This is a genomic window from Streptomyces sp. NPDC054849, from assembly GCF_053610945.1.
This window is the reverse complement of sequence record NZ_JBSGZI010000005.1, coordinates 1-19,414: the sequence shown is the minus strand read 5'-3', so window position 1 is coordinate 19,414 and position 19,414 is coordinate 1. Positions and strand designations below refer to the sequence as shown.

22 protein-coding genes are annotated in these 19,414 nt (G+C 72.0%); 9 read left to right on the top strand and 13 right to left on the bottom strand.

The window, feature by feature from the left end; translation table 11 throughout:
* Nucleotides 1-18 precede the first annotated feature (18 nt).
* Together ACWGIF_RS03815 and ACWGIF_RS03810 are read right to left on the bottom strand one after the other, a co-directional pair.
* Nucleotides 19-498, bottom strand: coding sequence for a nucleotide triphosphate diphosphatase NUDT15 (locus tag ACWGIF_RS03815; protein ID WP_453490561.1), 480 nt, complete (start codon nucleotides 496-498; stop codon nucleotides 19-21).
* Nucleotides 495-1,112: a helix-turn-helix domain-containing protein gene (locus ACWGIF_RS03810; RefSeq protein ID WP_453490558.1), complete on the bottom strand. Its 618-nt coding sequence runs from the start codon at nucleotides 1,110-1,112 to the stop codon at nucleotides 495-497. The genes ACWGIF_RS03815 and ACWGIF_RS03810 overlap by 4 nt, the downstream gene beginning before the upstream one ends.
* Before the next feature lie 65 nt (nucleotides 1,113-1,177).
* Here ACWGIF_RS03810 and ACWGIF_RS03805 point away from each other — a divergent pair, with 65 nt between their 5' ends.
* Both ACWGIF_RS03805 and ACWGIF_RS03800 read left to right on the top strand, forming a co-directional pair.
* A complete protein-coding gene (locus tag ACWGIF_RS03805; RefSeq protein WP_453490555.1) occupies nucleotides 1,178-2,164 on the top strand; it encodes an NAD(P)/FAD-dependent oxidoreductase in 987 nt (328 codons plus the stop codon).
* Between the two features lie 168 nt (nucleotides 2,165-2,332).
* Complete coding sequence (locus ACWGIF_RS03800) at nucleotides 2,333-3,829, top strand: NAD(P)-binding protein (RefSeq protein ID WP_453490552.1); 1,497 nt, start codon at nucleotides 2,333-2,335, stop codon at nucleotides 3,827-3,829.
* A gap of 114 nt (nucleotides 3,830-3,943) precedes the next feature.
* Here the strand turns inward: ACWGIF_RS03800 and ACWGIF_RS03795 are convergent, their stop codons facing one another.
* Nucleotides 3,944-5,023 (bottom strand): ATP-dependent DNA ligase, encoded by a 1,080-nt coding sequence (locus ACWGIF_RS03795; protein WP_453490549.1) that lies wholly within the window; start codon nucleotides 5,021-5,023, stop codon nucleotides 3,944-3,946.
* A gap of 75 nt (nucleotides 5,024-5,098) precedes the next feature.
* Between ACWGIF_RS03795 and ligD the strand changes: the two genes are divergently transcribed.
* Nucleotides 5,099-6,118 carry a non-homologous end-joining DNA ligase gene (ligD, locus tag ACWGIF_RS03790; protein ID WP_453490546.1) on the top strand — a complete coding sequence of 340 codons (1,020 nt, stop codon included), beginning with the start codon at nucleotides 5,099-5,101 and terminating at the stop codon, nucleotides 6,116-6,118.
* 133 nt (nucleotides 6,119-6,251) lie between these two features.
* Nucleotides 6,252-7,130 (top strand): alpha/beta fold hydrolase, encoded by an 879-nt coding sequence (locus ACWGIF_RS03785; protein WP_453490543.1) that lies wholly within the window; start codon nucleotides 6,252-6,254, stop codon nucleotides 7,128-7,130.
* Between the two features lie 9 nt (nucleotides 7,131-7,139).
* Here the strand turns inward: ACWGIF_RS03785 and ACWGIF_RS03780 are convergent, their stop codons facing one another.
* Nucleotides 7,140-7,802, bottom strand: coding sequence for a TetR/AcrR family transcriptional regulator (locus tag ACWGIF_RS03780; protein ID WP_453490540.1), 663 nt, complete (start codon nucleotides 7,800-7,802; stop codon nucleotides 7,140-7,142).
* Between the two features lie 80 nt (nucleotides 7,803-7,882).
* Here ACWGIF_RS03780 and ACWGIF_RS03775 point away from each other — a divergent pair, with 80 nt between their 5' ends.
* Entirely contained in the window at nucleotides 7,883-8,050 is a 168-nt protein-coding gene (locus tag ACWGIF_RS03775; protein WP_453490537.1) for a hypothetical protein, read from the top strand.
* 111 nt (nucleotides 8,051-8,161) lie between these two features.
* The gene (locus ACWGIF_RS03770; RefSeq protein WP_453490535.1) at nucleotides 8,162-8,410 is read left to right on the top strand and encodes a WhiB family transcriptional regulator; all 249 of its coding nucleotides are present in this window, start codon (nucleotides 8,162-8,164) and stop codon (nucleotides 8,408-8,410) included.
* 1 nt (nucleotide 8,411) lies between these two features.
* Here ACWGIF_RS03770 and ACWGIF_RS03765 read toward each other — a convergent pair whose 3' ends face one another.
* The 5 genes from ACWGIF_RS03765 to ACWGIF_RS03745 form a co-directional block, all read right to left on the bottom strand.
* Nucleotides 8,412-8,993 (bottom strand): hypothetical protein, encoded by a 582-nt coding sequence (locus ACWGIF_RS03765; protein WP_453490533.1) that lies wholly within the window; start codon nucleotides 8,991-8,993, stop codon nucleotides 8,412-8,414.
* A complete protein-coding gene (locus tag ACWGIF_RS03760) occupies nucleotides 8,990-9,526 on the bottom strand; it encodes a hypothetical protein (protein ID WP_453490530.1) in 537 nt (178 codons plus the stop codon). The genes ACWGIF_RS03765 and ACWGIF_RS03760 overlap by 4 nt, the downstream gene beginning before the upstream one ends.
* An 80-nt stretch (nucleotides 9,527-9,606) precedes the next feature.
* Entirely contained in the window at nucleotides 9,607-10,740 is a 1,134-nt protein-coding gene (locus tag ACWGIF_RS03755) for a hypothetical protein (RefSeq protein ID WP_453490527.1), read from the bottom strand.
* On the bottom strand, nucleotides 10,733-11,035 hold the full coding sequence (locus ACWGIF_RS03750; RefSeq protein WP_453490524.1) for a hypothetical protein: 303 nt from the start codon (nucleotides 11,033-11,035) through the stop codon (nucleotides 10,733-10,735). The genes ACWGIF_RS03755 and ACWGIF_RS03750 overlap by 8 nt, the downstream gene beginning before the upstream one ends.
* A 157-nt stretch (nucleotides 11,036-11,192) precedes the next feature.
* Complete coding sequence (locus tag ACWGIF_RS03745; RefSeq protein WP_398562715.1) at nucleotides 11,193-12,164, bottom strand: acyl-ACP desaturase; 972 nt, start codon at nucleotides 12,162-12,164, stop codon at nucleotides 11,193-11,195.
* 496 nt (nucleotides 12,165-12,660) lie between these two features.
* On the opposite strand from ACWGIF_RS03745, the gene ACWGIF_RS03740 reads away from it, so the two are divergent.
* Nucleotides 12,661-13,122, top strand: a complete 462-nt coding sequence (locus tag ACWGIF_RS03740; protein WP_453490521.1) for an ATP-binding protein — start codon at nucleotides 12,661-12,663, stop codon at nucleotides 13,120-13,122.
* Nucleotides 13,123-13,251: 129 nt separating this feature from the next.
* On the opposite strand, the gene ACWGIF_RS03735 is transcribed toward ACWGIF_RS03740, so the two are convergent.
* Complete coding sequence (locus ACWGIF_RS03735) at nucleotides 13,252-14,892, bottom strand: ABC-F family ATP-binding cassette domain-containing protein (RefSeq protein ID WP_453490519.1); 1,641 nt, start codon at nucleotides 14,890-14,892, stop codon at nucleotides 13,252-13,254.
* 183 nt (nucleotides 14,893-15,075) lie between these two features.
* Complete coding sequence (locus ACWGIF_RS03730) at nucleotides 15,076-15,492, bottom strand: SsgA family sporulation/cell division regulator (protein ID WP_453490516.1); 417 nt, start codon at nucleotides 15,490-15,492, stop codon at nucleotides 15,076-15,078.
* 300 nt (nucleotides 15,493-15,792) lie between these two features.
* Here ACWGIF_RS03730 and ACWGIF_RS03725 point away from each other — a divergent pair, with 300 nt between their 5' ends.
* On the top strand, nucleotides 15,793-16,863 hold the full coding sequence (locus ACWGIF_RS03725; protein ID WP_453490513.1) for a WD40/YVTN/BNR-like repeat-containing protein: 1,071 nt from the start codon (nucleotides 15,793-15,795) through the stop codon (nucleotides 16,861-16,863).
* A gap of 33 nt (nucleotides 16,864-16,896) precedes the next feature.
* Here the strand turns inward: ACWGIF_RS03725 and ACWGIF_RS03720 are convergent, their stop codons facing one another.
* Entirely contained in the window at nucleotides 16,897-17,196 is a 300-nt protein-coding gene (locus ACWGIF_RS03720; protein ID WP_453490510.1) for a YciI family protein, read from the bottom strand.
* A 27-nt stretch (nucleotides 17,197-17,223) separates the two neighbouring features.
* On the opposite strand from ACWGIF_RS03720, the gene ACWGIF_RS03715 reads away from it, so the two are divergent.
* A complete protein-coding gene (locus ACWGIF_RS03715) occupies nucleotides 17,224-17,901 on the top strand; it encodes an endonuclease V (protein WP_453490507.1) in 678 nt (225 codons plus the stop codon).
* A gap of 85 nt (nucleotides 17,902-17,986) precedes the next feature.
* Here ACWGIF_RS03715 and ACWGIF_RS03710 read toward each other — a convergent pair whose 3' ends face one another.
* A complete protein-coding gene (locus ACWGIF_RS03710; protein WP_453490504.1) occupies nucleotides 17,987-19,222 on the bottom strand; it encodes a saccharopine dehydrogenase family protein in 1,236 nt (411 codons plus the stop codon).
* Between the last annotated feature and the right edge of the window lie 192 nt (nucleotides 19,223-19,414).

The following is a 19,414-nucleotide window of genomic DNA, read 5'->3' as shown; positions in this document are numbered from 1 at the left end:
CGGTCAGGGCGTGAGCCTTCAGGCGCTGCCGGTCGGGTAGTCGTACGAGGGGACGTGCGGCAGTGTCGTGAGGTCCGGGCGCCAGGCGCGCAGCACCGCCGCCGACGGGGCGTACAGCGCCGCGGGGATCTCGGCGGGGGCGAACCACTGCCAGCGGGCGATCTTGTCGGGCTCGGTGACGGTGGGGACTCCCTCCGCCGTAGTGGTGACGGCGGCGGCCGTGAGGCGGGTCAGGCCGGACGTCGCCTCGATCTGGACGGAGAGCACACGGATCCCCTCGGGGGCCGCCCGCAGGTCCGTCTCCTCGGCGAGTTCCCGGGCCGCGGCCTGCTCGAAGCCCTCACCGGGGTCGACCTTCCCGCCGGGCAGCTCCCAGCGGCCGTCGTGCGCCTGGCCGAGCAGCACCCGCCCGTCCGGGCCGAGGACGACCAGTCCGACGCCGACGACGGCGTTGGGCTGGGGCACGGCCCGCTCGGGGCGTTCGTCGGTGGGGGTCATGGGCGTCCTTCCGGTGGGGTGGCGGGCCGGGCGCGGACATGGATCCGCTCTCCCTGGGGACCGAAGAGGCTGAGGAACTCCGCCGCCTGCGGACCCGCGTTGAAGAAGGCGTGCGGGGTGCGGGTGTCGAACTCGGCGGCCTCTCCGGCGCCGAGCACGAGGTCGTGCTCGCCGAGCAGCAGCCGGACGCGCCCCGACAGCACGTACAGCCACTCGTAGCCCTCGTGGACCTTGAGTTCGGGCTCGACCGGCGGACCGTCGAGCGGCGGCAGGATCTGCTTGAAGGCGTGCACCCCGCCGAAGTTGCGGGTCAGCGGCACGTAGGTGTGGCCGTGCCGGACGAAGGGGCGCGGGCGGATCCGGGGATCCCCGGTCTCCGGGGCTCCGACCAGCTCGTCGAGCGCCACACGGTGCGCCCTGGCGAGCGGAAGCAGCAGCTCCAGCGTCGGCCTGCGCTGCCCGGACTCCAGCCGCGAGAGGGTGGAGAGCGAGATGCCGGTGGTTTCGCTGAGCTGGGCCAGCGTGGTGCCGCGCTGTCGGCGCAGGGCGCGCAGCCGCGGGCCCACGGCGGTGAGTACGCCGGCGAGTTCCTCGTCCTGCTCCTCGGTGGCCATGTCTCCATTTGCCACTTCGGCAAGAACATTTGTCAAGTGGACCCCGAGGGCGGACGCTCACGGGTATGGACAACGCAAGGGACAGGTCGTTCGACGTGGTGGTCGTGGGTGGCGGGGCCGCCGGGCTGGCCGGGGCTCTGACCCTGGTCCGGGCCCGCCGTTCGGTGCTGGTGATCGACTCGGGCAGCCCGCGCAACGCCCCGGCCGCGCACATGCACGGATACCTCGGGCAGGACGGGGAGAGCCCGTCCGGCCTGCTGGCCAAGGGGCGCGCGGAGCTGGCCGGCTACGGCGGGGAGATCCGGCCGGGCACGGTCGTCGCCGCGGACCGGCTGCCCGACGGGAGTTTCCTGGTCCGCTGCGGGGACGGCTCGACCGTCCGGGCGGGGCGGTTGCTGGTCGCCACCGGTCTGGTGGACGAGCTTCCCGCGGTGCCGGGCCTCGGGGCGCGCTGGGGGCGGGACGTGCTGCACTGCCCCTACTGCCACGGGTGGGAGGTCAGGGACCAGCCGGTCGCGGTGCTGGCCGACGGCCCCGTCGCCGTGCACCAGGCGCAGCTCTGGCGGCAATGGAGCCGGCGGACCACCCTGCTGGCGCACACCTGGCGGCTCACCGGCGAGGACCGGGAACTGCTGGCGGCCCTGGGCGTCCGGGTCGTCGAGGGCGAGGTGACCGGCCTCGCGGTCGAGGACGACCGGCTGACCGGGGTGACCCTGGCCGACGGCGCCGTGACGGAGTGCCGGGCCCTGGTGGTGGCCCCGCGGTTCACCGCCCGGTCGGGTGTCCTGACCAGTCTGGGCCTGCCGGCCGTCGCCGTGGAGCGGGACGGCCACGTGATCGGCACCTGTGTCGAGTCCGACCCCGCCACGGGAGCCACCGCGCTTCCGGGGGTCTGGGTGGCGGGCAATGTGACCAGCCCGATGGAGAAGGTCGCGGGCGCGGCCGCCCAGGGCGTGAGTGCCGCCGTCGCCGTCAACACCGACCTGATCGAGGCGCAGACGCGCCGGGCGGTGGCGGCCCACCGTGCGGAGGCGGGCGTGGGTGCGGGCTGAGTCCGTCGGCGGGATGGAGGGAGGCGGGTGGCGGGGGCCGAGCCGCGGCTGAGAGGGTCGGCGTACGGCTGCATATCGGACAACTGTGCGGGTTTCGGACTGCTTCAGTTCGCGCAGGCTCTGAGCGGTGTGATCGTCGTACGGTCCAACGGCTCGGGGGGACTCTCCATGGCACATGTGCTGGTCATCGGTGGAGGTGTCGCGGGGGCGGCCACCGCCCTGCTCGTTGCGCGGCGGGGACACACGGCGGAACTGTTCGAGCGCGATACGCGCGCCCCGGGCACCGCACTGGACCGTGACTTCTTCGGCTGGCGGCGGCCGACCGTACCGCAGGCGGCCCAGCCGCACGCGCTGCTGGGGGCCGCCCGCACCGTCCTGCGGGACGAACTGCCCGACGTCTACGCGGAGATGCTGCGCCTCGGCGCCCGCGAACGGCATGAACTGGACTGGTTCGACGTACGGCCCCCCGCGCTCCCGGGCGACGAGGACCTCGTCATGCTGCAGGCCCGGCGCATCGTGCTGGAGAGCGCACTGGCCACGGCGCTGCGCGCGGAACCGGGGGTCGTCGTGCGCTACGGGGAGCCGGTCACCGGACTGATCACGGCCGCGGCGCCTTCTGTGCTCTCGGCGCATCCGGCGCATCCGGCGCATCCGGCGCATCCGGCGCATCCGGAGCGATCGGGCCCCTCGGAGTCGGAGGCCCCCGAGCCGTACGCGACCGCCGGGATCCGGATCACGGGCGTGACCACCGAGGCCGCGAGCCATCCGGGAGACCTCGTCGTGGACGCGGGCGGGCGGCGCGGGGGCCTCGAGCGCAGGCTGGCCGCGGTGGGCTGCCGGCCGCCCGTCGTGGAACGGCACCGCACGGGGCTCGCGTACTTCTGCCGCTGGTACCGGCTGCCCGAGGGCATGGACGAGGGGCCGCACCGGCCCTGGGCGGTGACCGGCGGGGCCTTCGCCGGGTGCGCGGTCTTCCCGGCCGACAACCGCGTGTTCGCCGTGACGCTGTTCGTGCACACCACGGACACCACGCGCTCGGCGCTGCGCGACCCCGTGCTCTTCGAGCGGGCGGCGCGCGCCTTCGCGCCCGGCGCGGCCTGGCTGGCCCTGGGCGCCGAGCCGCTGTCGGCCGTACTGGCCACGGCGAGCCTGGACAACCGGTGGAGCGCGCTGGTCGACGAGCAGGGACCGGTGGTGACCGGGCTGGTGCCGGCCGGGGACTCGATCACGCACACCAATCCGACCCTCGGGCAGGGCACCTCGCTCGCCCTGTGGGCCGCGCTCAGGGTGGCCCGTACGGCGCACCGGGACCCGGGATCGGCGCGGTTCGCCGTCGACCACCATGCCTGGGCGATGCGCACCCTCAAGCCGTGGTTCGACTTCCAGGTGGTCGCCGACGCGGCCATCGGGGAGCGGTTCGCGACTCGGGCCGGGCGCACGGGGACGGCGCGCGAGGTGGCCGCGTTGTTCGACTGCGCGCTGGAGGATCCCGAGGTGATGCGGGCGCGCGCCAGGGTCCGGCACCTGGCGGAGCCCCCGGAGCGGGCGTATGCGGATCCGGGGGTCCGGGCCCGGGTGGCGCGCTGGCTGGCGGCGCGGCCGGACTACGCACCGAACGAGGTGGGGCCGGACCGGGAGGAGTGGGAGAAGCTCACGGCGGGATGAGGCGCGGTGAGGGCGTGCCGGCCGTGTTGGCCGTGCCGGCCGCGTGCCGGGGCGGGCGGGGGAGTGCCGGGCGCGTGCCGGGGAGCGGGCGGGGAGCGGGTGGGGAGCGGCGGTTCAGCCGGCGCTTTCGCCGGCTGAACCGAGCACCTCGGCGAGGTCGTAACCGACGACCTCCTCCAATTGGGCGTAGGTGCAGCTCTCCGGCGTCCGGTCGTCCCGCCAGCGGCGGAACTGGGCGGTGTGCCGGAAGCGGTCGCCCTCCATGTGGTCGTAGGCCACCTCGACGACCCGCTCGGGGCGCAGCGGCACCCAGGACAGGTCCTTCTTGCCGGTCCAGCGGCTCTGCGCGCCGGGCAGCCGGGCGCTCTCGTGGGCGGACTCCTCGGCCCAGGCGGCCCACGGGTGACCGGTCGGGTCGGGCATCCGCAGGGGTTCGAGTTCCTCCACCAGCTCGGCGCGGCGCTTCATGGGGAAGGCGGCGCACACGCCGACGTGCTGGAGGGTGCCGTGGGCGTCGTGCAGGCCGAGCAGCAGCGATCCGACAATCGGACCGCTCTTGTGGAAACGGAAACCGGCGACGACGACGTCGGCGGTACGTTCGTGCTTGATCTTGTACATGAGGCGGGCGTCGGGCCGGTAGAGGAGACCGAGGGGTTTGGCGATCACTCCGTCGAGCCCGGCGCCCTCGAACTGCTCGAACCACTGCTGCGCGAGCGCGGGATCGGTGGTGGCGGGCGCGAGATGGACGGGGGGACGGGCAGTGGAGAGGGAGCGGACCAGGGCGGCACGGCGGTCGGCGAGCGGGGTGTCGAGGAGTGACTCGTCGCCGAGCGCGAGCAGGTCGAAGGCGATGAAGCTGGCGGGGGTCGTCTCGGCCAGCAGGGCGACGCGGGACTGTGCGGGATGGATCCGCTCGGTCAGCCGGTCGAAATCGAGCCGCCCGCCATGAACGATCACGATTTCGCCGTCCACGACGCAGCGGTCGGGCACATTGTCCTTCAGTGCCTCCGCCAGCTCGGGAAAGTACCTGGTCAGGGTCTTGCCCGTGCGGCTGCCGAGCTCGATCTCGTCGCCGTCGCGATGGACGATGGCCCGGAAGCCGTCCCACTTGGCCTCGTACTGCATGCCGGGCGGGATCTTCGCCACGGACTTGGCGAGCATCGGTTTCACGGGCGGCATCACAGGCAGATCCATGTCTCCGATTCTGCGGTGGTACGTCCGGACCCGCCCGGTATGCGCGTATGACCGGGCCCGCCTACCGTGGCGCACATGGGTGCTGCCGGTAATGCGATCGAGCTGGACGCGGGCGGGCGGACGGTACGCCTGTCCAGCCCGGACAAGGTGTACTTTCCGGAGCGCGGGCTCACCAAGCGGCACGTGGCCGAGTACTACCTCGCGGTCGCGGACGGCATCACGCGGGCCCTGCGCAACCGGCCGACGACCCTGGAACGCTTCCCGGACGGGGTGGAGGGCGAGTCCTTCTTCCAGAAGAGGGCGCCGAAGAACCTCCCCGACTGGATTCCGACCGCCCACATCTCCTTCCCGAGCGGCCGCTCGGCCGACGAGATCTGCCCCACGGAGCCGGCCGCCGTTCTCTGGGCCGCCAACCTGGGCTGCCTCACGTTCCACCCCTGGCCGGTACGCCGCGAGGACACCGACCGCCCCGACGAGCTCCGGATCGACCTGGACCCGCAGCCGGGCACCGACTACCACCACGCGGTGGCGGCCGCCCACGAGCTGCGCGCCCTGCTGGAGGAACTGGGCCTGCGCGGCTGGCCCAAGACCTCGGGCGGCCGCGGGCTGCACGTCTTCGTGCCGATCGCCCCGCGCTGGACCTTCACCGAGGTCCGCCGGTGCGCCATCGCCCTCGGCCGGGAACTGGAGCGCCGGATGCCGGGCAGGGTCACGACGGCCTGGTGGAAGGAGGAACGCGGCGAGCGGATCTTCGTCGACTACAACCAGACGGCTCGCGACCGCACGATCGCCTCCGCCTACTCCGTCCGCCCCCGCCCGCACGCCCCGGTCTCGGCGCCGCTGCGCTGGGACGAGGTGGACGACGCGGAGCCCCGCGACTTCGACATCGTGACGATGCCGGCCCGCTTCGCCGAACTGGGCGACCTGCACGCGGACATGGACGACCACGCCTTCTCCCTGGACGCCGTACTGGAGCTGGCCGCCCGCGACGAGCACAAGCACGGCCTGGGAGACATGCCCTACCCCCCGGACTACCCCAAAATGCCGGGCGAACCGAAGCGAGTCCAGCCCAGCCGGGCCAAGCAGGAGGAGTGATCTGGGCGCTGGAGCGCGCAAGCCGCACCCCGGAAACAACACGAACGATCGTGCTAATATCTCCCCATGATCGCCTTTGCCGTCGGCATCTGGCCCCTCTGAGGAGATTCCGGAGAACCCGCGCATGCCTCTCATGGCTTCACTCCTGGGCACCACCCTCAACGTCACCGCCCGGTTCGCCCCCAAGCTCGCCGGACCCCCCGCCTTCGCCCTGTTCGTGCGGCCGCTCGGCCGCGCGCGGCTGCGTCCCGACGAGGCGGAGGTGATGGCGCAGGCCGAAACCGGCCGGATGGTCGTGAACGGCGCGGCCGTCACCACGTACCGCTGGGGCGACGGAGACCGGCCCGTCCTGATCGTGCACGGCTGGTCCTCACGCGCCTCGCGGTTCGCCGGCTTCGTCAAGGCCCTTCGGGCCCAGGGCCGCAGCGTGATCGCCTTCGACGGTCCCGGTCACGGGGAGTCCGGCGGCCGCGCCTCCACGATCGTCGACTACCGGGCCATCATCGGCCGACTGCACGTGGAGCACGGCGAGTTCTCGGCCGTCGTGGCCCACTCCTTCGGTGTGCTCGCCACCTTCTTCACGCTCCGGGAGGGCGTCAAGGCCGACCGTGTCGTCGCCATCGGGGGCGTAACCGAATTCGACTACCTCGTGGACCGGTTCTGCACCCAGCTGAACCTGGGCGAGAGGGCCCGGGGTGCGCTGCGCACCCATGTCGAGCAGCGACTCTTCCCCGGCGAACCCGACGTCTGGCACCGCCTCGACGCCGGCCGCCGTCCCGCCGACATGCAGGCGACCATCCTCCTCGTCCACGACACGGACGACGACTTGGCCGCCCCCTCCCAGGCCCGCAGGATCGCCGACGCCTACGGCCCCCAGGCCCGCCTGGTGGAGACCACGGGACTGGGCCATCGCCGTATCCTGACCGACCCCGAAGTCATCGCGACGGCGGTCCGGTTCGCGATATCCGAGACCGCGGCCGCGGCCGTGCCCGCCTCCGCGCGACCCGCCTGAGAGGCGGGGTCAGGCATGTGAGGTGAAGGCGGGCGGGACTTCCGGGAGTTCGTCCGGCGCAGCCGCCACCGCGCGCAGCCGGCCGAGGATGCCCCGGCCGGCCCGCTCGTACGCCATCGGGTCCTCGTGGAGGACGGAATGGGCGTTGGCCAGCTCCATCAGGGCGATCAGCTCGAAGGTGAGCTGCGGAACCTCCGATGCGTCGACCCCGTCCCGGAAGCCGCCCGCCAGCCGTGCCTCGTCGAGGATCCGCTCGATGTACCGCGTCCAGTCGGACCGCACCCTGGCGATCTCGTCGCGTACGGGGCCGGGCCGCGCGTCGAACTCCGCGGAGACGCCGTAGAAGAAGCACCCGCCGGGGAAGATGCGGCGCCCGGAGTAGTCGAGCCAGCGCTCGCACACCCGCCACACCTTGGAGACGCCGTCGGGGTCCGTGTGCACGGGACGCACGACCTGGGCGACGAAGACGTCCACCGCGGCGCGGACGGTGGCCAGCTGCAGATCCTCCTTGGAGCCGAAGAGGGCGAAGACGCCGCTCTTGCTCAGGCCGAGATCCGCGGCGATCTTACCCAGGGACAGGCCCTCCAGGCCGTCCACGGAGGCGATGCTCATCGTCCGGTCGAGAACGGTCCGCCGCGTCTGGTTGCCTCGTTCCACACGTCCGTCTGCCATGGGGTCATCTTACCGAACGCACGGTCGTTCACTCTGTTGTCCGCCCCCCGGGGCGAGGGCCACTGTCAGTGGGGGGTGCGATGCTCATGCTCGTATGGCAGCCCTTCGAGGGCGGAACGGACGCGATGGCCATGCCGGCCGGCACGACGGACGAAGCGGCCTTCGGTTGCCCGGTCCCGGTATCGGCGGACCCGGTGGAGGATGCCGAACGGCTGTACTGGACGCCTTACTTCGAGGCCGCCGACTGACCCTTCGGGGCGTGGTTCGCGGTCATAGCCGGCGCGCTGGCCTCGGGACCGTGGCGGGCTGTTGATCAGTCGTTGATAGGACGTCCATCCGCGGCGGTGAGTATCTCCGGCATGTCGATGAACACCACTGCCGCAGCCACTGACACCGCCTGGTACGACCTCGCCCTGTGCGCCCAGACGGGCCCGGGCTTCTTCTTCCCGGAGCCGGGCTCGTCCCTGCGCGACGCGAAGCGGCTGTGCGGGGCGTGCGAGGGGAGGGCGGCATGCCTGGAGTATGCGCTCGCCAATGACGAGCGCTTCGGTGTCTGGGGCGGCCTCTCGGAGGCGGAGCGCCTCGCGTTGCGCCCCCGCCGCGGTTGATTCAGGTGCGCGTCGCCTTCCCACTGGCCCGGACCAGCCCCACCCTCCGGGCGAGGCCGAACCCCTCGCCACCGCACTCCTCGCGGCGGGGCGTGTGGGGTACGACCCGCACGGGGTAGTGCCCTCCGACGGGCGACACGACCCCGCCGAAGCGGGGGTCGCCTGCGAACCAGATCCGGTCCGGGTGGTCGTTCTCCCGCTCGGCGAGCGCGACGGGGAAGGGGAGGATCCGGAACGTGGCCGTGAAGTCGTCCTTGAACGGGATGACGATGGTCGCGGGGCTGCCGGGGGGTCGTACAGGGTGCCGGCACGACCACTCGTGCCAAGGGTAGGCCTGGAGTACGGCGGCGACCCGGCGTCGACGGAAGTAGGCGATGACCACCCACGGGAGGTAGGGGGACACGAGCATGGTGATGAGGGCGAAGCACGTTCCGGCATGGGGGATGCGGTTGATGCAGGCCAGAGCCGTCAGCGGAGGACCGCCCAGGCTGAGCACCCAAATGAGGCGGCGGATCACCAAGCGCTTGTAGCCGACCGTAGTCGGAGGGTGGTCCCAGGCCACCTTGGCGAGTGCCAGGCTCACAGGAGTACCTCGAGAATGCGTGAGGTCGCGGCCGCCGTCGGCACACTCGGTTCGGGGTCGGAGAAGAGAATGGTGTGCGCGACCGCTTCGAGGATGTCCGTGTAGGCGTCGGCGTGTTGGGTGGAGGAGCTGGTCAGGTCGAGGACCAGCAGGTGGAGTCCATCCGGATGCACGGTTGCGACTCTGGCCTGAAAGAGACGATGTTCCACATCGGGGACGGACATGATCCCTGCGACCAGGCAGCACGGAAGAGCCGACGGCACGTCGATGAACCGGCGGATGCAGCTGGTCCACAACGGGGAGCGGGAGATGGCCAGGGCCGTACGTGCCACGGTGAGCCTGGGGTTGGGCTGTCCGGCAGGCCGGACGGTCAAAGAGAACAAAGATGTGGTGACGCCCCCTGGGTCCTCGGGGTGGAGGCCGATCGCGGTGTGCACGACATCGTGCCCTGCCAGTTCCTCAAGGTCATCCACGAGCTGAGACAGTTCCCGTTGCGCGTCGGAGCTGCCCAAGGCCTCGGCGAACGCGTTCAATGACGCCCTGTCTCCGGGGCCGATGGAGTGGAAGCCCGCAGGCAGGCGGAACCAGATGGGCGGGACGGAGCTCTGGTGTGTCACGGCCTCAGCACCGACCAGACGTGGCCCGACTTCTTGATGGCTGAGGGAGCGTCGTCAAGAACTCCTCGGGCACCGTCCACCGATGTCGAGCCGTGTTCGAGCGTTTCTTCGTCCGAGATGTACCCGGTTGCAGCAGTCACAGCACCTGTGCCGGCCACGGCCACCCCCACCCCGTCTCTGGTGCCTTGGCTTGATGTCTGCAACGCCCATCCTGTGAGAGGGCTGTCCATCTGGCGCAAGTCATCGGCGGTGGACCACGCCGTTTGCCTGAACGCGGTGGCTCCAGGCGCGAGGCCCGTCAGTGCACTGCCCTCCGGGGCGGCCGCCATCGCCGCTCGGGCGGCGGCGGTGCCCGCCTTGGCTCCGGAGGCGACCGCTGCCACACCGGGCACTGTGCCGGCAGCGTCTCCGATCAGTGTGACTCCGCTCTTCCAGAAGTCCGCGTCGAATTCGCCCTTGGTGAAGCCGTCCGACAGGGATTTACGGAACTTCGGGTCCGAGGTGTGCATCACCAGGGCCGCCAAGGACAGGCCGCTGCCGACGAGCATGATCGCCAGCCCGGCCGGCGGGCAGAGGAGGGCTACTCCGGCGCCGATCGCCCCGAGGATCGCCGACGCGTTCGACAACGCGTCCGCCGGGTCCTCCACGATCTTGTTCCAGATGGAGGCCAGCAAGCCCGGTTCCTTCGGGGCCAGCTTGTCCGTGGCGGCGTTCAGGGTCTGCGCCACCCGGCGGGCTGCCGCCGCGTGCTCCGTGGCGAGCTCCTGGGCCAGGCGGCGGGCGTCGGTGAGGGCTTCTTCCGTCTTGGCCGCGGCGGCCTGGGATTCGTAGCGCGCGGCCAGCTCGCGGTGGGCGACGAGGGTGTTGTGCCACCCCGTGAGCCGGCGGGCGGCCTCCGCGAGCGAGGCGTGGGCCGAGGCGAGGTAGCGGGGGAGGTCCCGCGAGAGAGAGGCGCGGAAGGCCGTCGCGGCCTCGCCCTGCCAGGCCGAGCTGTGGGAGACCAGGTCCTTCACGACGCGTGAGGCCTCCCCGAGGGAGGTCGCCGAGGCGCTGAGCTTCTTGGTCAGGGCCAGGACCGCGGCGGGATTCCCGGGGGCTGGATCGAAGCCCAGTGCCGCGTGGTCAGCCATGTGTGGCCGCCGCCCGGAGGAAGGCCGCGCGGATGGCCTCCTCCAGCTCCGCGTACTCCGCCGCGCTGCGGTCCACGCCCTCGCGTACGGCCTTGACGCGTTTGGTCAGCTCCCGCGTGCCATGGGCCCACCGCTCCTGGAAACGGTCGCACGCCGCGTCGAGGTCCGCCGTACCCAGCTGGTCGGGCCGTACGTGGTCCAGCGCGCGCCTGGCCTCCCGCAGGGAGGCCAGGGAGGTGTCGAGGGCGTGCGTCAGACGGGTCAGCTGGTCGATGTCCACCTGGAGCGAGGTCATGACGCGAAACCCTGGCAGAGCACGGCCCTGCCAGGGCAATCGGCATCACTCGCCAGAGCGAGCGGAAATCGGTCAGGCCGTACCGGTCAACCGTGGTGGGTCAGGCGGTACGCGTCGGCCCGTGTCGGTCGGCCCGAGTCGGTCAGCCCGTGTCGGGTCAGCCCTTGCGAGCCGCGATGCGCGCGGCGCGGGCGGCCAGGCGCTCGTCGAACTTGCGGGCCTCGGAGTCCAGGCCGTTCATGAACAGGCCGAGCTCCTCCTGAGCCTTCCGGCCCTCGGGGCCGAGGCCGTCGATGTCCATGATCTTCAGGAACCGGATCACCGGGCTCAGCACGTCGTCGTGGTGGATCCGCAGGTTGTACACCCCGCCGATCGCCATCTGCGCGGCCATCCGCTCGAAGCCGGGCATGCCGTGCCCGGGCATCCGGAAGTTGACCACGACGTCCCGCACGGCCTCCATGGTCAGGTCCGGGGCGAGCTCGAAGGCCGCGCCCAGCAGGTTGCGGTAGAAGACCATGTGCAGGTTCTCGTCCTGCGCGATGCGCGCCAGCATCCGGTCGCAGACCGGGTCACCGGACTGGTGGCCGGTGTTGCGGTGCGAGATGCGGGTGGCGAGCTCCTGGAACGCCACGTACGCCACCGAGTGCAGCATGGAGTGGCGGTTGTCGGACTCGAACCCCTCCGACATGTGCTGCATGCGGAACGCTTCGAGCTTGTCCGGGTCCACGGCGCGCGAGGCAAGCAGGTAGTCGCGCATCACGATGCCGTGGCGGCCCTCCTCGGCCGTCCAGCGGTGCACCCAGGTGCCCCAGGCGCCGTTGCGGCCGAAGAGCGTCGCGATCTCGTGGTGGTAGCTGGGGAGGTTGTCCTCGGTCAGCAGGTTCACGACCAGCGCGATCTTGCCGATGTCGGTGACCTTGGACTGCTCCGGGTCCCAGGCCTCGCCGTCCTCGAAGAAGCCGGGGAAGTTCCGGCCGTCGCTCCACGGGACGTACTCGTGGGGCATCCAGTCCTTGGTGACCTTCAGATGGCGGTTGAGCTCCTTTTCGACCACTTCTTCCAGCGCGAACAGCAGCTTGGCGTCCGTCCACGCCTCCGAGCTGCCGAGGTGGGGAGAGGTGATCGTCACGGGTACTCCTGGGTGCAAAGCGAATTACCTACGGTTCCGTAGCCTACGGAGTCGTAGGTTAAGCGCGACATCAAGGTCAGCCAAGCCCCGAGTGGGTGTATGCCCGGTTACATCCGGTTATTTATGCAGTTTGTGAGCCCTCTGAGGTGTGAGTGGAGGGCCAGAATCACGCCAGCAGGTGGTGCGGCGCCCTGCCTTGACGGCTGAAATTGGTACATAGGGGGCGTCGATTTTGAGCCGTGCGGGCTGCCCGGCCGCGTCGTGTCCAGGGCTGACGCATCGACGGGTCCCCTCCGCCGGGTTACGCTACGCTCGGTAGTACAAGTAATACAGGGGGCGATCCCACGGCCCCGCATGACCACTCCACGACCACGCCACGACCACTCCGGTCTTTGATCGCTACGCCGTCGGTCACACCGCCGTCGACCGCGCCGCCGTTGATCACACCGCCGTCGACCGCGCCGTCGTCGATCACACCCGTACTTGGAGCAGCACGATGATGGGCACTCTCCGTGGCCTGCGGTCGGTCCACGAGCCTCGGCAGGTCCCGCCCGAGGTGGAGAAGCTGAACTACGCGGTGCGCCTGCCCGGCGGCGCGTCCTGCGTGGGCACCGCCCGCTGCGCCGTCCGGTCGCTGGTCCTCCGGCACGGCCTGGGGGAGCTGTCCGACACCGCCAGCCTTGCCGTCTCCGAACTGGTCGCGTGCGCCCACGGGTTCACCCCCGATCAGGAGATGATGCTGAAGGTCCGCTGGCAGTTCGACGCGCTGCGGATCGTCGTCTACGACCAGCACCCCGTGCACTCCTCGCCCGAGGTGAGCGAGGAGTGCCGGCGCCGGCGCAGTCGCGGGATGTGGCTGCTCGCGGCGGCCGTCGGCGCCTGCGGCGGGGACTGGGGCCTGACCCCCGTCCTGACCGCCGCGGGAGGCACCAAGTCCTGGGCACTCCTGCCGGGTTAGCGCCCAGGGGATGACCGGCCGAACCTGCGGGAGACCGGCCGGTCGCGGTATGAACCGGCCGAGCCTGCGGTATGAACCGGCCGAGCGGCCGACCGGCCCGCACCGACCCGCCCGTCGGGTGGTCACCCGTCACTCGTGCCAGAGCGTCCCCCGGACCTCCTCGGCCGAGGACGGCCGCAGCTCGCCGTCCAGCAGAAGCCAGCGCGTGACGCCGATCGACTCCAGGAACGGCACATCGTGGCTCGCCACCACGAGCGCGCCCTCGTACGACTCCAGCGCGTCCGTCAACTGCCGCACGCTCGACAGGTCCAGATTGTTCGTCGGCTCGTCCAGCATGAGCAGCTGCGGAGCGGGCTCCGCCAGCAGCAGCGCCGCCAGCGCCGCACGGAACCGCTCGCCGCCCGACAGGGTGCCGGCCGGCCGGTCCGCCCGTGCACCCCGGAAGAGGAAGTGCGCGAGCCGCGCCCGGATCAGGTTGTTCGTGGCCTGCGGGGCGAACCGCGCCACGTTCTCCACCACCGAACGGCCGTCGTCCAGTACGTCGAGGCGCTGCGGCAGGAAACGCGTGGTCACGTGCGCCTCCGCCGCCCCGGACACCGGCGCGAGCTGACCCGCGACCGTGCGCAGCAGCGTGGTCTTGCCCGAGCCGTTGCGGCCCACCAGGGCGATCCGCTCCGGGCCCCGCAGCTCCCACTCGCCCCGTACGGCGGCCCCGTGGACCAGACGCAGATCGCTCAGCGTCAGGACGCGACGCCCCGGCGGGACCCGGGTTGCGGGCAGTTCGATCCTGATCTCGTCGTCGTCGCGCACCGCCTCCACCGCCTGGTCCAGGCGTTCCTTCGCCTGCGCCAGCTTCTCGGTGTGCATGATCCGGTGCTTGCCGGCCGACTCCTGCGCCGCTCGCTTGCGCGCCCCCATCACGATCTTCGGCTCGCGCTTGTTCTCGTACATCTTCTGGCCGTACCGCTTGCGCCGCGCCAATTTGACCTGGGCGTCGGCCAGTTCGCGCTTCTGTCGCTGTACGTCGGCCTCCGCGACCCGGACCATCCGCCCGGCCGCCTCCTGCTCGGCGGCGAGCATCTCCTCGTAGGCCGTGAAGTTCCCCCCGTACCAGCGGACTTCGCCGTCGCGCAGGTCGGCGATCTGATCGACCCGCTCCAGCAGCTCCCGGTCGTGGCTGACCAGGAGCATCACCCCGGACCAGGACTCGACCGCCGCGTACAGGCGGCCCCGGGCCTGCAGGTCCAGGTTGTTGGTGGGCTCGTCCAGCAGCAGGACGTCGGGACGCGCGAGCAGCAGGGCGGCAAGCCGCAACAGTACGGACTCGCCGCCCGAGAGCTCGCCGGCGGTGCGGTCCAGCCCGATCCGGCCGAGACCCAGCTGGTCGAGCGTGGCAAGGGCCCGCTCCTCCACGTCCCAGTCGTCGCCGACCGCGGCGAAGTTGGCCTCGGTGGCCTCGCCCGCCTCGATGGCGTGCAGGGCGGCGCGGGTGCTGCGGATGCCGAGCGCCTCGTCCACCCGCAGCGCCGTGTCGAGGGTGACGTTCTGCGGGAGGTGGCCGACGGAGCCGACGACGGACGCCTGGCCCTCGGAGGGCGTCAGGTCACCGGCGATCAGCTTCAGCAGGGTGGACTTCCCGCAGCCGTTGAGCCCGATCAGGCCGGTGCGGCCGGGGCCGACGGCAAGGTGGAACCCGTCGAAGACGGGAGTGCCGTCGGGCCAGTCGAAGGACAGGTCGGAGCAGGTGATGAAAGCAGGGGCGTGACTCATGGAGGCCTCCAGGTTGCGTGAGTGGTGCGTGCAACGCGGGGAGACAGCCGACGCTCGGATGGTGACGGTGGTCGGTGTCTCGAACCTCAGACGAGCAATGTCCTGCTCCGTTTCGACGGCGATGGGGCGTCTACGAAGCTACGGGCGGCCGGAGCCGCCCGCAATCGAATAACGGGCGGTGCGTCAGCAGGTGTCGCGCATCAGCTCGGCCAGGCTGTGGTCCATGTCCAGGTAGAGGTGTTCGAGGCCGGGCGCGACCACGGCCGCGGCCCGCTCCAGGAACCGGTGCAGCTCGGCCGTCAGCATCAGCACGATCGCGACGCCCTCCGGGGCATGGAACTCGATCGTGGTCCGGTCGCCGTCGTACGGGCGCACGCGTACGTCGCCGCAGCCCGTGGGCCGGTCCAGCCCCGACTCCAGCAGTTCGCGCGAGAAGGTCCAGGAGACCTCGACGCCCTCCAGCGTCGCCGGGGCGGGGAAGGCCATGCGCACGGCGAACGGATCCGCGCGGTCGTAGCAGAGGGTGACGGGAACGGTCTCGACCTTTGGCGCGGTGGCGACCAGACGGGCCTGTGCGGCCTGCTCGATGACGGTGATCAAGGCTCACTCCCTTGCGGCGGATCTGCAGCCGGACTGAGGGGTGGAGCCCGGCAATGCGATAGACGCGGGAAATGGCGGTTCCGTGCACGGGTGGTTGCGTGACCTGTGTCACCGATTGGCTGGAACCCGTCCGTCTGATCGCACAGAGTGACGGGGAGGGCGGAAGATCAGGGGTTCCCGCAGGGATCGGAGGGTTCGCAGAAGGGCTGGTTACCGCTCACTCCACAGGCGCAAAGGACTCTGGACGACATATTGAACGGTGCGTTAGCTTCCGGCGCCATGAGACTTCTGGGAATTGGCATGAGCGCGGCAGCCCTGCTGGTGGGGGTGCTGGCCGCCCCCGCCCAGGCCGACACGGGCCGGGACCCGGCGGCGCAGGGCTTACGCGGCGCGGGCTGGGCGCTGAAGGACACCGGGAAGGACGCCCGCTTCCGAGGGCTGGCGGCCGTCAGCCGCACCGCGGCCTGGGTGGCCGGTTCCAAGGGAACGGTGCTGCGCACCCTGAACGGCGGCCGCAGCTGGCAGGACGTCTCCCCGCCCGGTGCGGTCGCGGAGGGGCTGGAACTGCGCGACATCGAGGCCTTCGACGCGCGCCGCGCCGTCGCCCTGTCCATCGGGGAGGGCGAGGCCTCCAGAGTGCTGCGCACCGAGGACGGCGGTACCACCTGGACCGAGACCTTCCGCAACCCCGACCCGCGCGCCTTCTACGACTGCCTGACCTTCTTCGACGCCCGGCACGGGCTGGCGATGAGCGACCCGGTGGACGGGAGGTTCCGCATCCTGTCCACGGACGACGGCGGCCGGAACTGGCGGGTTCTGCCGAACGCGGGCATGCCCGACGCCCTGCCGGGCGAGGCGGGCTTCGCGGCAAGCGGCCAGTGCCTGGTCAGCGCGGGCCCGCGCGACGTCTGGCTGGCCACGGGCGGCGGCGCGAGCGCGCGCGTCCTGCACTCCGCGGACCGCGGCCTGACCTGGCGGGTCGCCGAATCCACCGTCCCGGCGGGTGACCCGGCGCGAGGCGTCTTCGCCCTGGCCTTCCGGGACCGTACGAGGGGACTCGCGGTCGGCGGCGACTACCGCACCGGCCAGGCCTCCCCGCAGGCCGCCGCCGTGTCCGCGGACGGGGGACACACCTGGCGCCAGGCGCAGACCCCGCCGCCGGCCTACCGCTCGGGCGCGGCCTGGTACCCGTACAGCCGGGGAACGGCCCTCGCGGTGGGGCCCACCGGTACGGACGTGACCACGGACGGGGGCCGTGGCTGGCGCTCGCTGGAGACGGGTTCGTTCGACACCGTCGACTGTGCACCCGACACGGGCTGCTGGGCGTCCGGGGAGAAGGGCCGAGTGGCCCGGCTGGAGCACCTCGGCTGAGCCGAGGCGCTCCCGCCGGTCCACCTGCGCCGGCTACATCACCGGGTTCTCGCGCACCGTCGACAGGTCCGCCGACGTCCTCGTGGCGATGAACTCGGTGATGCGGTAACTGCAGACACCCGCCACCGAGAAGGGGTCCTCGGCCGCGATCTTCTCGATCTCGGCCCGGGACACCCCGCCGGCCAGGATGACGCCCCCGTCGCGCGGGACCTTGCGTCCCGAGGCGAGGAAGACGCCGGAGGCGTAGTAGCCGTCCAGCCAGGCGATGTGGGCGTCCATCTGGTCTTCGACGGCTTCGATGGGCGCGATGTAGGTGAGCTCCATGACGAACATGATCGCCAGGCTACTCTTCGCACCATCATGACGAGTGTGAAGACCCCCGCCGACGAGGCCGAGGCCCGGGCGATACAGGATGAACTGCGCCATCAGGTCGTGCTCTCCGAGCCCGGCCCGCCACCCGGCCGCGGTCTCGTCGCGGGAGTCGACGTCGCCTACGACGATGCGCGCGACCTGGTCGCCGCGGCGGCCGTGGTCCTCGACGCCGCCACCCTGGAGGTCGTCGAGGAGGCCACCGCCGTCGGGCACGTCAGCTTCCCCTACGTTCCGGGACTGCTCGCCTTCCGCGAGCTGCCGACCGTACTGGCCGCCCTCGACTCCCTGACCACCGAGCCCGGCCTCGTCGTCTGCGACGGCTACGGCCTCGCCCACCCGCGCGGCTTCGGCCTCGCCTGCCACCTCGGCGTGGTCACCGGACTCCCGGCCATCGGCGTCGCGAAGAACCCGTTCACCTTCACCTGCGAGGAGCCGGGAGCCCGGCGCGGCGACGCCTCCGCGCTGCTCGCGGCCGACGGGGCCGAGGTGGGTCGGGCGCTGCGGACGCAGGACGGGATCAAGCCGGTCTACGTGTCCGTCGGGCACCGGGTCTCGCTGGACAACGCGTGCGCGCACACCCTGGCCCTGAGCCCGCGCTTCCGGATCCCCGAGACCACCCGCCACGCCGACTCCCTGTGCAGGAGGGCGCTGCGGGAGGCCTCGTGAGCGGGTGCGACGCCGCTGCGGGTGCCGGTGCCGGTGCCGATGCGGTTGCCCGTCGGGGTGCCGTCCCGGTGCCCGTGCCGGACCGTCAGCGGACGTCCGCCACCCGGAAGGTGATCCCCGCCTTCTGCAGCCGGTCGATCAGCGCGTCTCCCATGGCCACGGCCGTCGTCAGCTGTCCGGCGGCCTCCGGCAGGGCGTCGTGGGCCAGGCACAGCGCCGACTCGGCCAGCATCTTCGCCGTCTCCCCGTAGCCCGGGTCGCCGCCCGACACCTCGGTGAGTACGCGCCGTCCGCCGCCCTCGCCCACGAACCGCACGGTGAACCAGCTGCGCGCACGGCGTTCGGCGTCCGGCCCGCGGCCCGGCTCCCAGCGGTTCATCAACCACCGCCGGGCCGGCGGCACCTGGGCCAGGGCCACCGTCGCGCCCAGCGCCGCCGTACCGCCCACCGCGACCGGGAGGTGCTGGACGGAGGCGTAGTGCCGGTAGCGGAAGTCCGGACCGTAGCGCTCCAGCGCGGCCGCCGACCGGGCCACGATCTTCGGGTCGAGGGTGGGCAGCGGCAGCGCCCAGGTGCCGGTCTCGCGGCTGAACCGCGGGGCCCCCACCGGCCCGCGCGCCCGCCGCCCCAGCAGCCGGGGTTCGTGCAGCCGGCGGGCGCGGGCGGCCGCCAGGGTCTGGGGGCCGCGGGAGAGCGCGGTCAGCGCGGAGCTCAGGGTCCCGCCGGAGAAGAAGGCGTTGGACCGCATGAACCCGTCGACCGTCAGCGGAATCCCCTCCGGTAGCTGCCGGACGGTGAAGTACGCGCCGAGGTCGGCCGGAATCGAGTCGAAGCCGCAGGCGTGCACGATCCGCGCCCCGGTCTCCCGGGCCCGCGCGTCGTGCTCGACGTACATCCGGTCCACGAACTCCGGCTCGCCGGTGAGGTCCACGTAGTCCGTGCCCGCCTCGGCGCAGGCGGCCACGAGCTCCGCCCCGTACCAGACGTACGGACCCACCGTCGTGGCCAGCACCCGGGTGGATGCGGCCAGCTCGCGCACCGCCGCCGGGTCGGAGGCGTCCGCGCGCAGCAGCGGCAGCCCCGCGCACGCCGGATCGACCGCGGCCAGCCGTTCGCGCAGCCGCTCCAGCTTCGCGAGGTCCCGGCCGGCGAGGGCCCACCGGCAGCCGGCGGGCGCGTGCGCGGCCAGGTACTCGGCGGTCAGCGCCCCCACGAAACCGGTCGCGCCGAAGAGCACGACGTCGTAGGCCCGTTCGGCTCCCCGGTCAGGACCCCGTCCGGGTTCCCGTGCGGGCTGTTCCTGCCGATCCGTTGCGTTCATGACCGCTCCCTCCAGCTGGTGTCGGGGGCCGAGGCTAGCGCGGACCCTCACCGTGCGCGCACCCAGGTGCCCCTGTCCGGCGGGAAACGGGCGGGGGGCCCCGGGCCCGGCCCGCGGGGGGGGGTGGCCCGGGGCCCGGGGGGGGGGGGTGGGGCCGGGGGGGGGGTAGTTGGTGTATTAGAAGAAAAGGGA